Genomic DNA, 15,906 nt, shown 5'->3' with positions numbered 1-15,906 from the left:
TAGCCGGGCGATATACCCAAATTGAGGAATTAATTAATGGCTAAGAAAGTCCAAGCCTATATCAAACTGCAGGTTTCTGCAGGTATGGCTAATCCAAGTCCACCAGTTGGTCCAGCTCTGGGTCAACAAGGTGTTAACATCATGGAATTCTGTAAAGCATTCAACGCTAAAACTGAAAGCGTTGAGAAAGGTTTACCAATTCCTGTTGTTATTACAGTTTACGCTGACCGTTCTTTCACTTTCGTTACCAAAACTCCTCCAGCAGCAGTTCTGCTGAAGAAAGCAGCGGGCGTGAAATCAGGTTCTGGCAAACCGAACAAAGAGAAAGTAGGTAAAATTACTTCTGCTCAAGTTCGTGAAATCGCAGAAACTAAAGCTGCGGACCTGACTGGTGCTGACGTTGAAGCTATGATGCGTTCAATTGCTGGTACTGCTCGTTCCATGGGCCTGGTAGTGGAGGATTAATCTGATGGCTAAACTAACCAAGCGCATGCGCAATATCCGTGAGAAAGTTGAAGTAACTAAACAGTACGAAATTACTGAAGCTGTTGCTTTACTGAAAGAACTGGCTACTGCTAAATTCGTTGAAAGCGTTGACGTTGCTGTTAACCTTGGCATCGATGCACGTAAATCAGATCAAAACGTTCGTGGTGCAACTGTACTTCCACACGGTACTGGCCGTTCAGTTCGCGTTGCTGTATTCGCACAAGGTGCAAATGCAGAAGCTGCTAAAGAAGCAGGCGCTGAATTAGTCGGTATGGACGACTTAGCTGCTAAAGTTAAAGCTGGCGAAATGGACTTTGACGTTGTTATCGCATCTCCAGATGCAATGCGCGTTGTAGGTCAATTAGGTCAAATCCTTGGCCCACGTGGCTTAATGCCAAACCCGAAAGTGGGTACTGTAACGCCTAACGTTGCTGAAGCAGTTAAAAATGCTAAAGCGGGTCAGGTTCGTTACCGTAACGACAAAAATGGTATTATCCATACCACTATCGGTAAAGTTGATTTCAACGAAGTTCAGTTGAAAGAAAACTTAGAAGCTCTGCTGGTTGCGTTGAAAAAAGCAAAACCATCAGCAGCGAAAGGCGTTTATATCAAGAAAGTAAGCCTGTCTACTACTATGGGTGCAGGTGTTGCTATTGATCAAGCTAGCTTGAGCGCGACAGTTTAATCTGAGATTAGACTAAAGTCATAAAAGACTTTACCTTGGCGTCAAATTTGTATAGAATTTGACGCCTTGAGTTTAGCTATGTGGTATTTTATTTAAGTCTACATAACTAAATTCTCTGAATTTCGGTTGGAGTCTGGCCTATCCAGACCCCGTCCAAGACCGCAGGTGTAAGTGATTACTTAATTTTCCTGCGTAGACGGTGAGAGAGCCAATAAAGAATTATATATTCTGGATTCTACTCACCGTGTTTTAGCGCTTATACCATTGTGGTTATAAGTGATGTGAGTCCCGAGTTTTTACTCGGTTAATCCAGGAGCAAGAAGCTAATGGCACTAAATCTTCAAGACAAACAAGCGATTGTTGCTGAAGTCAGCGAAGTTGCCAAAGGTGCGCTTTCTGCAGTTGTTGCGGATTCCCGTGGCGTTACTGTAGCTAAAATGACCGAACTGCGTAAAGCATGTCGTGAAGCTGGCGTTACTGTACGTGTAGTGCGTAACACTCTTCTGCGTCGTGCTGTTGAAGGTACTTCTTATGAAGTACTGAAAGATGCATTTGTTGGTCCAACCTTGATTGCATTTTCTGCTGAACATCCGGGCGCTGCTGCTCGTCTGTTCAAAGATTTCGCGAAAGCGAACCCAGCATTCGAGATTAAAGCGGCTGCCTTTGAAGGTGAGTTTATCCCAGGTTCGAACATCGATCGTCTGGCTACACTCCCAACTTACGATGAAGCAATCGCACGCCTGATGGCAACCATGAAAGAAGCCTCTGCAGGCAAATTGGTTCGCACTCTGGCTGCTCTGCGCGATCAGAAAGAAGCTGCTTAATAGCCAATTTCTTCGTTGCTTTATTTACGTATAAACTTTTTCTGAATTTTAGGAACACTTGTTATGTCTATTTCTAAAGACGATATCTTAAACGCAGTTGCTGAAATGTCTGTAATGGACGTTGTTGAACTGATCTCTATGATGGAAGAAAAATTCGGTGTATCTGCTGCTGCAGCTGTTGCTGTTGCTGCGGGTCCAGCAGAAGCTGCTGAAGAGAAAACTGAATTTGACGTTATCCTGAAAGCTATCGGCGGTAACAAAGTAGCAGTAATCAAAGCAGTACGTGGCGCTACCGGTCTTGGCCTGAAAGAAGCTAAAGACTTAGTAGAATCTGCACCAGCAGCTCTGAAAGAAGGCGTAAGCAAAGATGATGCTGAAGCTCTGAAGAAAGCTCTGGAAGAAGCAGGCGCTGAGGTTGAAGTTAAATAATTTAACTTCCCAGAGTGCAGCCTAACGGCTGATGGCTGGTGATTTTTTGGTCACCAGCCTTTTTGCGCTGTAAGGTAAGAGTAGCTTTTTCACACTTTTTGGCTTTCTCTTTACCTCAATATTTTTTGCTATTGACGACTTAATATACTGTGTTAGTCACTACGATCCACGTTGTCCAAAAGCTCGGTAGTGAGCTCAATGCAATGAAATGATTTAAGAGTAATAGCAATAAGTATTATGGAAAATTACATTTTCCTACCTACAAAAAATAGTGTTAGCAGAATGTCGTGTCGCCCTTAATAACTAAGGGTAGGCAGAGTGGGTCACTTTTCAGCGAGCTGAGGAACCCTATGGTTTACTCCTATACCGAGAAAAAACGTATTCGTAAGGATTTTGGTAAACGTCCACAAGTTCTGGATGTTCCCTATCTCCTTTCTATCCAACTTGACTCGTTCCAGAAGTTCATCGAGCAAGATCCTGAAGGTCAAAACGGTCTGGAAGCAGCTTTCCGTTCCGTATTCCCTATCCAAAGCTATAGTGGCAATGCTGAATTACAGTATGTCAGCTACCGCTTAGGCGAGCCTGTTTTTGATGTTAAAGAATGTCAGATCCGCGGTGTAACTTATTCTGCACCTTTGCGTGTAAAACTGCGTCTGGTCATTTATGAACGTGAAGCCCCAGAAGGCACCGTTAAAGACATCAAAGAACAAGAAGTCTATATGGGTGAAATCCCATTAATGACCGATAACGGTACCTTTGTAATCAATGGTACTGAACGTGTTATCGTTTCCCAGTTACACCGTAGCCCTGGTGTGTTCTTTGATAGTGACAAAGGTAAAACACACTCATCTGGTAAGGTACTGTATAACGCACGTATTATCCCTTATCGTGGCTCATGGTTAGACTTCGAATTCGACCCTAAAGATAACCTTTTTGTCCGTATTGACCGTCGCCGTAAATTACCTGCGACTATCATTTTACGCGCGATGAACTACAGCACCGAAGAAATCTTAGGTTTATTCTTCGAAAAAACATTGTTTGAAATCAGCAACAACAAGCTGATGATGACATTAGTGCCTGAACGTCTGCGTGGTGAAACTGCTTCATTTGATATTGAAGCAAACGGCAAAGTGTATGTCGAAAAAGGCCGTCGTATTACCGCTCGCCATATTCGTCAATTAGAAAAAGAGCAAATTGACCGCATTGAAGTACCTGTTGAATACATTGCAGGTAAAGTGGTTGCTCGTGACTATATTGATGAAGCAACAGGTGAACTGATTTGTGCTGCTAACATGGAAATCTCTTTAGATGTGTTAGCTCGCTTAAGTCAAGCTGGTCATAAAACGATTGAAACGCTGTTTACTAATGACTTAGATCATGGTGCTTATATTTCAGAAACTGTTCGCGTCGATCCTACAAATGATCGTTTAAGCGCATTAGTTGAAATCTATCGCATGATGCGTCCTGGTGAACCACCTACACGCGAAGCTGCAGAAAACTTATTTGAGAACTTATTCTTCTCTGAAGATCGTTATGATCTGTCTGCTGTGGGCCGTATGAAATTCAACCGTTCTTTAGGCCGCGACGAAGTTGAAGGTTCTGGCATCTTAAGCCAAGAAGATATCATTGAAGTAATGAAAAAACTGATTGATATCCGTAATGGTAAAGGTGAAGTGGATGATATCGACCACTTAGGTAACCGTCGTATTCGTTCTGTTGGCGAAATGGCTGAAAACCAATTCCGTGTTGGTCTGGTGCGTGTTGAGCGTGCAGTTAAAGAACGTCTGTCTTTAGGCGATCTTGATGCATTAATGCCACAAGATATGATCAACGCAAAACCGATTTCTGCTGCTGTCAAAGAGTTCTTTGGCTCTAGCCAGTTATCACAGTTTATGGATCAGAATAACCCGCTATCAGAAATTACGCACAAACGTCGTATTTCTGCATTAGGCCCAGGAGGTTTGACCCGTGAACGTGCAGGCTTTGAAGTTCGAGACGTACACCCAACTCACTACGGTCGTGTGTGCCCAATCGAAACGCCTGAAGGTCCAAACATCGGTCTGATCAACTCATTATCTGTTTATGCACAGACTAACGAGTACGGTTTCCTTGAAACGCCTTACCGTGTTGTTGAAAATAACGCTGTAACAGATGAAATTCACTATCTGTCTGCAATCGAAGAAGGTAACTTCATCATTGCTCAGGCTAACTCCGTATTAGACGATGACAATCACTTCGTTGAAGAATTAGTGACTTGCCGTCATAAAGGTGAGTCAAGCTTATTTAGTCGTGACCAAGTTCAGTACATGGACGTTTCAACCCAACAGGTTGTTTCTGTCGGTGCTTCACTGATCCCATTCCTTGAACACGATGACGCCAACCGTGCATTGATGGGTGCGAACATGCAACGTCAGGCTGTTCCTACACTTCGTGGTGATAAACCACTAGTAGGTACAGGTATGGAGCGTGCTGTAGCGGTTGACTCCGGTGTTACTGCGGTTGCTAAACGTGGTGGTGTTGTTCAGTATGTTGATGCTTCTCGTATCGTTATCAAAGTTAACGAAGAAGAGACTTACGCTGGTGAAGCGGGCATTGATATCTATAGCTTGACTAAATACACCCGTTCTAACCAGAACACATGTATTAACCAAACTCCTTGCGTATCTTTAGGTGAACCTGTTGATCGCGGTGATGTGTTAGCTGATGGTCCTTCAACAGACCTTGGTGAGTTAGCATTAGGTCAAAACATGCGCGTGGCATTTATGCCATGGAATGGTTATAACTACGAGGACTCCATCCTTGTATCTGAGCGTGTTGTTCAAGAAGATCGTTTCACAACTATCCACATTCAAGAACTGGCTTGTGTCTCTCGTGATACTAAGTTAGGGCCTGAAGAGATCACTGCTGATATCCCGAACGTCGGTGAAGCAGCGTTATCTAAACTGGATGAATCAGGTATCGTTTATATCGGTGCTGAAGTGAAAGGCGGTGACATTCTGGTTGGTAAAGTAACACCTAAAGGTGAAACTCAACTGACTCCAGAAGAGAAACTACTGCGTGCTATCTTCGGTGAAAAAGCGTCTGATGTTAAAGATTCTTCTCTGCGTGTTCCTAATGGTGTGTCTGGTACAGTTATCGACGTACAAGTCTTCACCCGTGATGGCGTAGAAAAAGATAAACGTGCATTAGAAATCGAAGAGTCACAGTTACGTGAAGTTAAGAAAGACTTAACTGAAGAACTGCGTATCTTTGAAGCTGGTCTATTCGCTCGTATCCGTGGTGTTCTGATTGCTGGCGGTATTGAAGCTGAGAAATTAGATAAATTACCTCGCGAACGTTGGTTAGAACTGGGTATTGCGGATGAAGAGAAGCAAAACCAGTTAGAACAATTAGCTGAACAGTATGATGAACTGAAAGCTGAGTTCGCGAAGAAACTGGAAGCTAAACGTCGTAAAATCACTCAAGGTGATGATTTGGCACCAGGCGTGCTGAAAATCGTTAAGGTTTACCTGGCGGTTAAACGTCAGATCCAACCTGGTGATAAGATGGCGGGTCGTCATGGTAACAAGGGTGTTATCTCTAAGATTAACCCAATTGAAGACATGCCATACGATGAAAACGGCAACCCAGTTGACCTCGTACTGAACCCACTGGGTGTTCCATCACGTATGAACATCGGTCAGATCCTTGAAACTCACTTGGGTATGGCTGCTAAAGGTATCGGTGATAAGATCAATGCGATGCTGAAACAGCAACAAGAAGTTGCTAAATTACGTGAATTTATCCAGAAAGCTTACGATCTGGGTATGGCACCTCGTCAGAAAGTTGATCTGGACACCTTCAGCGATGAAGAAGTGTTACGTCTGGCTGAAAACCTGAAAAAAGGTATGCCAACCGCAACACCAGTGTTCGATGGTGCAGAAGAAATGGAAATTAAAGAGATGCTGAAATTAGCTGATCTTCCAACTTCTGGTCAGATTACACTTTTCGATGGTCGTACAGGTGAACAATTTGAGCGTCCAGTAACTGTTGGTTACATGTACATGCTGAAACTGAACCACTTAGTTGATGATAAGATGCACGCCCGTTCAACCGGTTCGTACAGCTTAGTTACTCAGCAACCTCTTGGTGGTAAAGCTCAGTTTGGTGGACAGCGTTTCGGGGAGATGGAAGTGTGGGCACTGGAAGCATACGGTGCAGCTTATACTCTTCAAGAAATGCTTACTGTTAAGTCGGATGACGTTAACGGTCGTACCAAAATGTACAAAAACATCGTTGATGGTAACCATCAGATGGAACCAGGTATGCCAGAGTCGTTCAACGTATTGTTGAAAGAGATCCGTTCACTGGGTATCAACATCGAATTGGAAGACGAATAACGGATTCCATATAGACAGACTGCTAGAGATGGCAGTCTGTCAAACAGTGACTACACTGGTTTAAAGGGGTGAATGACAGGGGTCATTTGCCTGGCAGGTCTAACTCCGACAGGAGCCATTTCGTGAAAGACTTATTAAAGTTTCTGAAAGCGCAAACCAAGACCGAAGAGTTTGATGCGATCAAAATTGCTCTGGCATCACCTGATATGATCCGTTCATGGTCATTTGGTGAAGTTAAAAAGCCAGAAACAATTAACTACCGTACGTTCAAGCCAGAACGTGACGGTCTTTTCTGTGCCCGTATTTTCGGACCAGTAAAAGATTACGAATGTTTGTGTGGTAAATACAAACGTTTAAAACACCGTGGTGTTATCTGTGAGAAGTGTGGCGTTGAAGTTACACAAACTAAAGTTCGTCGTGAACGTATGGGTCACATCGAATTAGCTTCTCCAGTTGCTCACATTTGGTTCTTGAAATCACTGCCGTCCCGTATCGGTCTGCTGCTGGATATGCCACTGCGCGATATTGAACGTGTACTGTATTTCGAATCTTACGTTGTTGTTGAAGGCGGGATGACTAGCCTTGAACGTGGTCAAATCTTAACAGAAGAGCAATACCTCGATGCATTAGAAGAGTTCGGTGACGAATTTGATGCGAAGATGGGTGCTGAAGCTGTTCAGAACCTCTTACAGAGCATGGATCTGGAACAAGAGTGTGAAACGCTACGTGAAGAGTTAAACGAAACTAACTCTGAAACTAAACGTAAGAAACTGACTAAACGTATCAAGTTACTTGAAGCGTTCATGCAATCAGGCAATAAACCTGAGTGGATGATCTTAACTGTACTGCCTGTGTTACCACCAGACTTACGTCCACTGGTTCCACTTGATGGCGGTCGTTTTGCGACATCTGACCTGAACGATTTATATCGTCGTGTGATCAACCGTAACAACCGTTTAAAACGTCTGCTTGATTTAGCAGCACCAGATATCATCGTACGTAATGAAAAACGTATGTTGCAAGAGTCTGTGGATGCGTTATTAGATAACGGTCGTCGTGGTCGTGCGATTACAGGTTCGAACAAACGTCCTCTGAAATCTTTGGCTGATATGATCAAAGGTAAACAAGGTCGTTTCCGTCAAAACCTGTTAGGTAAACGTGTTGACTATTCTGGTCGTTCTGTAATCACCGTTGGTCCATACCTGCGTCTGCATCAGTGTGGTCTGCCGAAGAAAATGGCGCTTGAGTTATTCAAACCATTTATTTACGGAAAACTGGAAACCCGTGGTTTAGCGACAACAATCAAAGCCGCTAAAAAAATGGTTGAGCGTGAAGAAGCGGTTGTTTGGGATATCTTAGATGAAGTTATCCGTGAACATCCAGTGATGCTAAACCGTGCACCAACACTTCACCGTTTAGGTATTCAGGCATTTGAACCAATCCTTATCGAAGGTAAAGCTATTCAGTTACACCCACTCGTTTGTGCGGCATACAACGCCGACTTCGATGGTGACCAAATGGCGGTTCACGTACCATTGACATTAGAAGCACAGCTAGAAGCTCGTGCGCTGATGATGTCAACAAATAACATCCTGTCTCCAGCAAGTGGTGACCCAATCATCGTTCCTTCACAGGACGTTGTATTAGGTCTTTACTACATGACTCGTGACTGCATCAATGCCAAAGGTGAAGGCATGGTGCTAAGTGGCCCTAAAGAAGCTGAACGCGTTTATCGCGCTGGTTTAGCCTCTTTACACGCACGCGTTAAAGTACGTATCACTGAAGAGATCAAAGATGGCGAAGGTAACATCACCACTGAAACTAGCTTAAAAGATACCACTATCGGCCGAGCTATTTTATGGATGATCGTACCAAAAGGTCTACCTTACGCGCTGGTTAACCAACCATTAGGTAAGAAAGCAATTTCTAAAATGCTGAATACCTGTTATCGCGTATTAGGCTTGAAGCCAACCGTTATTTTTGCTGACCAAATCATGTATACCGGTTTTGCTTACGCAGCACGTTCAGGTGCTTCAGTAGGTATCGATGACATGGTTATCCCTGCGAAAAAAGCAGAGATCATTGCAGAAGCAGAAGCAGAAGTTGCAGAAATTCAGGAACAGTTCCAATCCGGTCTGGTAACAGCGGGCGAACGTTACAACAAAGTCATCGATATTTGGGCTGCGGCGAATGAGCGCGTAGCAAAAGCGATGATGGAAAACCTGTCTACTGAAACCGTTATTAACCGTAATGGTGAAGAAGAACAACAAGTATCTTTCAACAGCATCTTTATGATGGCTGACTCCGGTGCTCGTGGTTCTGCAGCTCAGATCCGTCAGTTAGCAGGTATGCGTGGTCTGATGGCTAAGCCAGATGGCTCAATCATCGAGACACCAATCACAGCGAACTTCCGTGAAGGTCTGAACGTACTCCAGTACTTCATCTCAACCCACGGTGCTCGTAAAGGTCTTGCGGATACCGCACTGAAAACAGCAAACTCCGGTTACTTGACTCGTCGTTTAGTTGACGTTGCACAAGACTTAGTTGTCACAGAAGACGACTGTGGTACAACCGAAGGCGTTATGATGACTCCGGTTATCGAAGGTGGAGATGTTAAAGAGCCACTGCGTGAACGTGTATTAGGTCGTGTAGCTGCAGAAGATATTCTGAAACCAGGTACTGCCGATATTCTTGTTCCACGTAACACCCTGTTAAACGAAAAACTGTGTGACTTGTTAGAAGAAAACTCAGTTGACAGCGTGAAAGTACGTTCAGTTGTAACCTGTAACACAGACTTCGGTGTATGTGCTAAATGTTATGGTCGTGACCTTGCTCGTGGTCATATCATCAACAAAGGTGAAGCTATCGGTGTTATCGCGGCACAGTCAATCGGTGAACCAGGTACACAGTTAACGATGCGTACGTTCCACATCGGTGGTGCGGCATCTCGTGCGGCAGCAGAATCTAGTATTCAAGTACGTAACAAAGGTACTCTGAAGCTGTTCAATGCGAAGTTCATTACCAATACTGCGGGTAAATTAGTTATCACTTCTCGTAACACAGAATTACGTTTAATTGACGAATTCGGTCGTACGAAAGAGAGCTACAAAGTGCCTTACGGTGCTCAATTAGCGAAAGGTGATGGTGAAGCGGTTAACGGTGGCGAAACTGTTGCTAACTGGGATCCACATACAATGCCAGTTGTGAGTGAAGTATCTGGTATCATCCGTTTTGCTGACATGGTTGATGGTCAAACTATCACACGTCAAACAGATGAATTAACAGGTCTTTCTTCACTGGTTGTTCTGGATTCAGCAGAGCGTACAGGTAGCGGTAAAGATTTACGTCCAGCATTACGCATCACTGATGCACAAGGTAATGACGTATTAATTCCGAATACTGATATGCCAGCACAGTACTTCCTGCCAGGTAAAGCAATTGTTCAGTTAGACGATGGCATTACAATTAACGCAGGTGACACTTTAGCGCGTATTCCACAAGAATCAGGCGGTACTAAAGATATCACCGGTGGTCTGCCACGCGTTGCTGACCTGTTTGAAGCTCGTCGTCCGAAAGAGCCTGCAATCCTTGCTGAAATCAGCGGTATTGTATCGTTCGGTAAAGAGACTAAAGGTAAACGTCGTCTAGTTATTTCTCCATTAGACGGTAGCGATGCATACGAAGAGATGATCCCTAAATGGCGTCAGCTTAACGTATTCGAGGGTGAGGTTGTGGAACGCGGTGATGTTATCTCCGATGGTCCAGAGTCACCACACGACATTCTGCGCTTACGTGGTGTTCATGCGGTTACTCGCTATATCACTAACGAAGTACAGGAAGTTTACCGTTTACAAGGCGTTAAGATTAACGATAAACACATCGAAGTTATCGTTCGTCAGATGCTACGTAAAGTTACCATTGAGAATGCAGGAAGCTCTGAGTTCCTCGAAGGTGAACAGGTTGAATACGCTCGCGTTAAAGTGTCAAACCGTATTCTGGAAGAGGAAGGTAAAGTACCAGCAACGTATGCTCGTGACCTGTTAGGTATTACGAAAGCATCTCTGGCAACTGAATCTTTCATCTCTGCTGCATCGTTCCAAGAAACAACTCGTGTTCTGACTGAAGCGGCGGTAGCAGGTAAACGTGACGAATTACGTGGCTTGAAAGAGAACGTTATTGTTGGTCGCTTGATCCCAGCAGGTACAGGGTATGCGTATCACCAAGATCGTATGAAGCGTCGTCAATCACAACTGCCGACAGATGAAACTGAAACAACAATCAGTGCTGATGAAGCCTCTGCGAACTTAGCAGAATTACTGAATGCTGGTTTTGGTGGATTAAAAGACTAAAATCTAATTTAGATTAGATTGAAATGCCCTCCATTGTGAGGGCATTTTTTGTTTCTGTTCTACAATAAGTAGGCGAAATGATGAGAATAATAACTAACGGATTGATTATCCTATTTTTTATTTTTACCGGTTTTGCTTTTGCAACCTCTTTAGAAAGGGAAATACCAACAGAAACGCAATGGGATTTAGAAACTCCGACCACAACATTGATGCAGGTTCGCCAACAAAAAACCTTATATGCTTTTATTGGTAATAAATTAAGACCTGTTGCTGAGCTATATCCTAATCAGGGATTTTATGTTTCAGATGAGATAAATAATTACCATAAAATACAATTTGGAAATGCCCAAGGTTATTTGGAAGCAGGTTATTTAGAAGATGGTTACTTTGAAGATATTGCTTCTATTTCGGCTGATAAGAAAATACGTTTCTTATCAGATAGTACGAAGAAAACCGATTACCCTATCTATGGATATCTGATCACAACAAAAAATACCCCTATCTATAGTGATAAAGATATTGCTAGCCCACAAATAGCGACTCTCTTATCCAATTTACGTTATCCCGTACTCTCTCGCACAATAAAAGAAGAGGCTAATGGAAGTAAGATCAATTGGTTTGAAATCTCTTTAGGTGACCGCTTAGGTTATATTTCATCAAGGGATGTAAAGCCTGATTTAGGAATACCAATACTTACTTATCACCATATTCTCAAAGCAACGGAAAACCATAAATTTCGCCATACATCAACAACAACATCATTAACTGCCTTTACAGAGCAGATGAATTATTTAAAAGAAGCCGGATATGAAACGCTTTCACTAAATCAAGTTGCAGGCTATTTAAATAAGAGTATTAATTTACCAGGGAGAGCTGTTGCATTAACATTTGATGATGGTTTGCAATCCGTTTATCGCTATGCTTATCCTCTTTTAAAAGAAAATGGCCAACGTGCAACACTATTTGTTATCTCATCGCGGATAAAATCTAAAACGTCCAAATGGGCACCTAATTCATTACAGTTTATGAGTTGGCAGTCACTTAGATCGAGTCGTGATGTTTTTGATATTCAATCACACTCCCATTTTTTACATCGTTTAGATAATAATAAAAAACCTATTATCTTTAGCCGTCAGTCCCACACAATTATATTGGATTTGCAACGTTCACAACGTGTATTGAGCTTATTAAATCCACATCAATATGCATTTGCATATCCTTTTGGTGGATATAACCAAAGGGCAATTAATGCAGTCAAAGCATCAGGAATGACATTGGCAGTGACGACACAACAAGGAAAAGTACGTTTAGGTGATCCGCCTTTTGCTTTAAAACGACTCTATGCGTTAAGTACCGATCCAATTGAGAAATTTGCGAGGATGGTGGGCAATGATGAGTATGAAGTAGTGAATAAAAATATCGTTGTTGATAAATAACCAAAGATGTTATGTAAAATTATTAATAGTTACCCTCGACAATTATCGAGGGTATTTCTCTATTATTACAAATTCATTTTAAATTAATAAATAACGTATATTTTTCAGATGATTATGATAATTTTTCAGTAAGGGGAATACATTTTTTTCTGTAAGCTGGCAGTCCAAATTCGGCATGGAGTCAGCTATGAATAAGCCCCTATCAATTTCTTCTCATGATTCTGCATTCAAACGTTTTATGATGAATGTCAGTAATGCCAAAGACTTTTTCTTTATCCATTTGCCTGAAGAATTAAAAAGCCAGTGTGATTTTTCGACTTTGCAATTACAGAATTCTTCTTTTATTGATATTAAATTACGTTCTCGTATGTCTGATATTTTATATTTGGTGAAAACCAAAGAGGGTGATGTGCCCATTTATTTATTGATAGAGCATCAATCTAGACCTGATAAAATGATAGCTTGGCGTATGATGCACTATGCATTTTGCACCATGAATCAGCATTTACAGCAAGGTTATAAGTCTTTGCCTCTCGTTGTTCCAATCTTGTTTTATCATGGAAAGAAGAAACCTTATCCTTTTCCTGTTAATTGGATGGAATGTTTTCCACTTTCTTCACTTGCTAATCATATTTATTCTAATGACTTTTCTTTAATTGATTTGACCTCGATTGATGATGATATTTTGCTGACACATAAAAAAGCGGCGGTAATGGAAATTGCAATGAAGCATGTTAATAGCTGTCATGATCTTAATAAGATTGCAATGCTATTATCAAAAGCCATAAATCAGAAAAACTGCAGAGATGAAGACACTGTTGCTGTTGTACAATATTTATTCTCAATCATGGATGCATCAGATTTCGAATTTATTATAAATAAGATAGCTGAACGAGTAGATAACCACAGAGAGACAATTATGAATATCGCATGGAGATTAGAAAATAAAGGGTTTAAATTAGGTATAGATGAAGGATTTGAAATAGGAAAAACTGAAGGTATTGAATTAGGGAAAACTGAAGGTATTGAAATAGGAAAAACTGAAGGTATTGAAATAGGAAGAAAATCAGTGCAATTAGAATTGGCACAAAAATTATTAAAAGAGAATTTTGATCTTCCATTTATCGAACGAATGTCTGGTTTAAGTCTACACGAGATTAAATTATTATTGATAGTCTCGTAAATATAATCAATAGCTATTATTAATTAAACACCAATAATTTATTAGAGTAACTTTTTATTTTATCTCTTTACGTATTTATTATAAATAGAATACTCCTTTCTATCATTTAAGAGGAGTATTCATATTTTATAACCGAGGGATTAATTACCATTCATCTCGATATTTAAAAGCAGCTTGATAATCATATTTATCTAACTAAATAAACTAAAGGTGGTTTTATATGATTTAAACTTTAATTAACGCCCCAAATAATTATCCCAATCTTTCCATACGGGTTGTAATCCTCGTTCTTTTAATGCGTTAATCACATCATTAACATGGCGATTATCATTAGGCGAGAATTGTTCTAATTCTTCATGACTATCAGAATATCCTCCCGGTTGAGTTTTAGAGCCCGCGCTAATGTTATTAATGGCTAATGGCACTGTGTTATCACGAAAATAAGGAGATTCACGGGTTGAAAGTGAAAGTTCAACATCAGGTGCCAAAATACGAAAAGCACAGATCAATTGCACTAATTCCGCTTCACTCATTACTGATGCAGGGCTTAGTCCACCAGCACAAGGACGTAAACGAGGAAAAGAGATTGAATAACGGCTTTTCCAATAGCGTTTTTGTAAGAACAAGAGATGTTCTGCCACCATATAACAATCGCTACGCCACTGGCTTGAAAGACCAATCAATGCGCCTAAACCAATTTTATCAATTCCAGCTTGCCCTAATCTGTCAGGTGTTTGTAGTCGCCAATGGAAGTCCTGTTTTTTACCTCTTAGATGATGCAATTGATAGGTTGGTTCATGATAGGTTTCTTGATAAACCATCACACCATCAATACCGAGTGTTTTTAACTCGGCATATTCTTCTGTAGCAAGAGGTTGAACTTCCATCATTAATGAACTGAAATGCTTTCGAATAAGAGGGATATATTGGCGAAAATAATCCATACCCACTTTTCTTTGATGCTCTCCAGTCACTAATAACAAGCTATCAAAACCTAATTGCCTGATACTATTGCATTCAGCGATGATTTCACTTTCATTTAATGTTTTACGTTTAATGGCATTACTCATTGAAAAACCGCAATAAGTACAGTCATTCGCACATAAATTAGAAAGGTAAAGTGGCACATACAATCCTACGATATTACCAAAACGCTGACGCGTTAATTGTTGAGCGCGTTGTGCCATTGGCTCTAAATAATGACGACCCGCGGGTGAAATCAGCGCCATAAAATCATCAAGTGTCAGCGTGTGGCGATTTAATGCGACTTCAACATCCGCATTGGTTTTACTATTAAGTTTTAGTGTAATGTCATCCCAATCAAGTTGTTGCCAATAATCAGAAAAAGTGTCCATTAGAATGCCTCTAAATATTGAGTTAATGGACTAGAAGCCTGTGCTTGCATATTTACAACTGAAGCAGGTGTAGCAAGTCCTGATTGTCGAGCAAGTTCACCCGCCTCAAGCGCTGCTTTAAATGCTTGTGCCATTAGAATAGGATTTTTTGCAACAGCAATTGCGGTATTAACCAATACGGCATCAGCCCCTAACTCTAAAGCTTCGAGTGCATGACTTGGTGCACCAATTCCGGCATCGACAACAACAGGAATTGAGGCTTGTTCAATGATAATTTGTAGAAAGTCACGAGTTTGTAAGCCTTGATTGGAGCCAATAGGAGAGCCTAAAGGCATCACAGCGGCACAGCCAACTTCTTCTAAACGACGACATAAAACAGGATCTGCACTGCAATAAGGCAAAACAATAAAACCTTCTTTAACGAGAAGCTCAGCGGCTTTAAGTGTTTCAATAGGATCGGGTAGTAAATATTTGGTGTCAGGATGAATTTCTAATTTTACCCAATGGGTGCCAAAGGCTTCTTTGGCTAAACGAGCCGCAAAAATAGCTTCTTGTGCTGTTTTTGCGCCAGAAGTATTAGGTAATAATTTTACTCCTAATGATTTAAGTGGTGCGATTAAATCATCATTACCATTTTTTAGATCTACACGTTTCATGGCCATCGTGACTAATTGGCTACCTGAAGCTTTAATAGCTTCTGTCATTAGTGTTGATGTTGCAAATTTCCCTGTGCCTGTAAATAGTCTAGATGTGAATGTTGTATCAGCAATTTTTAACATA

Annotated in this window: 10 protein-coding genes; 8 read left to right on the top strand and 2 right to left on the bottom strand. The window is 41.4% G+C overall.

Annotation, left to right across the window (positions count from 1 at the left end):
• Positions 1-36: 36 nt before the first annotated feature.
• The 8 genes from rplK (at position 37) to H1225_RS14195 (ending at position 13,771) form a co-directional block, all read left to right on the top strand.
• Positions 37-465: a 50S ribosomal protein L11 gene (gene rplK, locus H1225_RS14230; protein ID WP_006534703.1), complete on the top strand. Its 429-nt coding sequence runs from the start codon at positions 37-39 to the stop codon at positions 463-465.
• Positions 466-469: 4 nt separating this feature from the next.
• Positions 470-1,171, top strand: coding sequence for a 50S ribosomal protein L1 (rplA, locus tag H1225_RS14225; protein WP_069368741.1), 702 nt, complete (start codon positions 470-472; stop codon positions 1,169-1,171).
• Positions 1,172-1,497: 326 nt separating this feature from the next.
• Positions 1,498-1,995, top strand: coding sequence for a 50S ribosomal protein L10 (gene rplJ / locus H1225_RS14220; protein WP_006534706.1), 498 nt, complete (start codon positions 1,498-1,500; stop codon positions 1,993-1,995).
• Positions 1,996-2,058: 63 nt separating this feature from the next.
• Complete coding sequence (gene rplL, locus H1225_RS14215; RefSeq protein ID WP_023583093.1) at positions 2,059-2,424, top strand: 50S ribosomal protein L7/L12; 366 nt, start codon at positions 2,059-2,061, stop codon at positions 2,422-2,424.
• A gap of 350 nt (positions 2,425-2,774) precedes the next feature.
• Positions 2,775-6,803 (top strand): DNA-directed RNA polymerase subunit beta, encoded by a 4,029-nt coding sequence (gene rpoB, locus H1225_RS14210; protein ID WP_109848569.1) that lies wholly within the window; start codon positions 2,775-2,777, stop codon positions 6,801-6,803.
• Between the two features lie 122 nt (positions 6,804-6,925).
• Complete coding sequence (rpoC, locus tag H1225_RS14205) at positions 6,926-11,152, top strand: DNA-directed RNA polymerase subunit beta' (protein ID WP_072064765.1); 4,227 nt, start codon at positions 6,926-6,928, stop codon at positions 11,150-11,152.
• 80 nt (positions 11,153-11,232) lie between these two features.
• Positions 11,233-12,588, top strand: a complete 1,356-nt coding sequence (locus H1225_RS14200) for a polysaccharide deacetylase family protein (protein WP_006534712.1) — start codon at positions 11,233-11,235, stop codon at positions 12,586-12,588.
• A 187-nt stretch (positions 12,589-12,775) separates the two neighbouring features.
• Positions 12,776-13,771 (top strand): Rpn family recombination-promoting nuclease/putative transposase, encoded by a 996-nt coding sequence (locus H1225_RS14195; RefSeq protein ID WP_115065668.1) that lies wholly within the window; start codon positions 12,776-12,778, stop codon positions 13,769-13,771.
• A 236-nt stretch (positions 13,772-14,007) separates the two neighbouring features.
• Here H1225_RS14195 and thiH read toward each other — a convergent pair whose 3' ends face one another.
• Entirely contained in the window at positions 14,008-15,126 is a 1,119-nt protein-coding gene (gene thiH, locus H1225_RS14190) for a 2-iminoacetate synthase ThiH (RefSeq protein WP_109848572.1), read from the bottom strand.
• Positions 15,126-15,905 (bottom strand): thiazole synthase, encoded by a 780-nt coding sequence (locus H1225_RS14185; protein ID WP_006534716.1) that lies wholly within the window; start codon positions 15,903-15,905, stop codon positions 15,126-15,128. Before H1225_RS14185 ends, thiH begins: the two co-directional genes overlap by 1 nt.
• Between the last annotated feature and the right edge of the window lies 1 nt (position 15,906).

This window comes from Proteus penneri (assembly GCF_022369495.1).
Taxonomy (GTDB): Bacteria; Pseudomonadota; Gammaproteobacteria; order Enterobacterales; family Enterobacteriaceae; genus Proteus; species Proteus penneri.
This window is presented reverse-complemented; position numbering and strand designations above follow the sequence as displayed.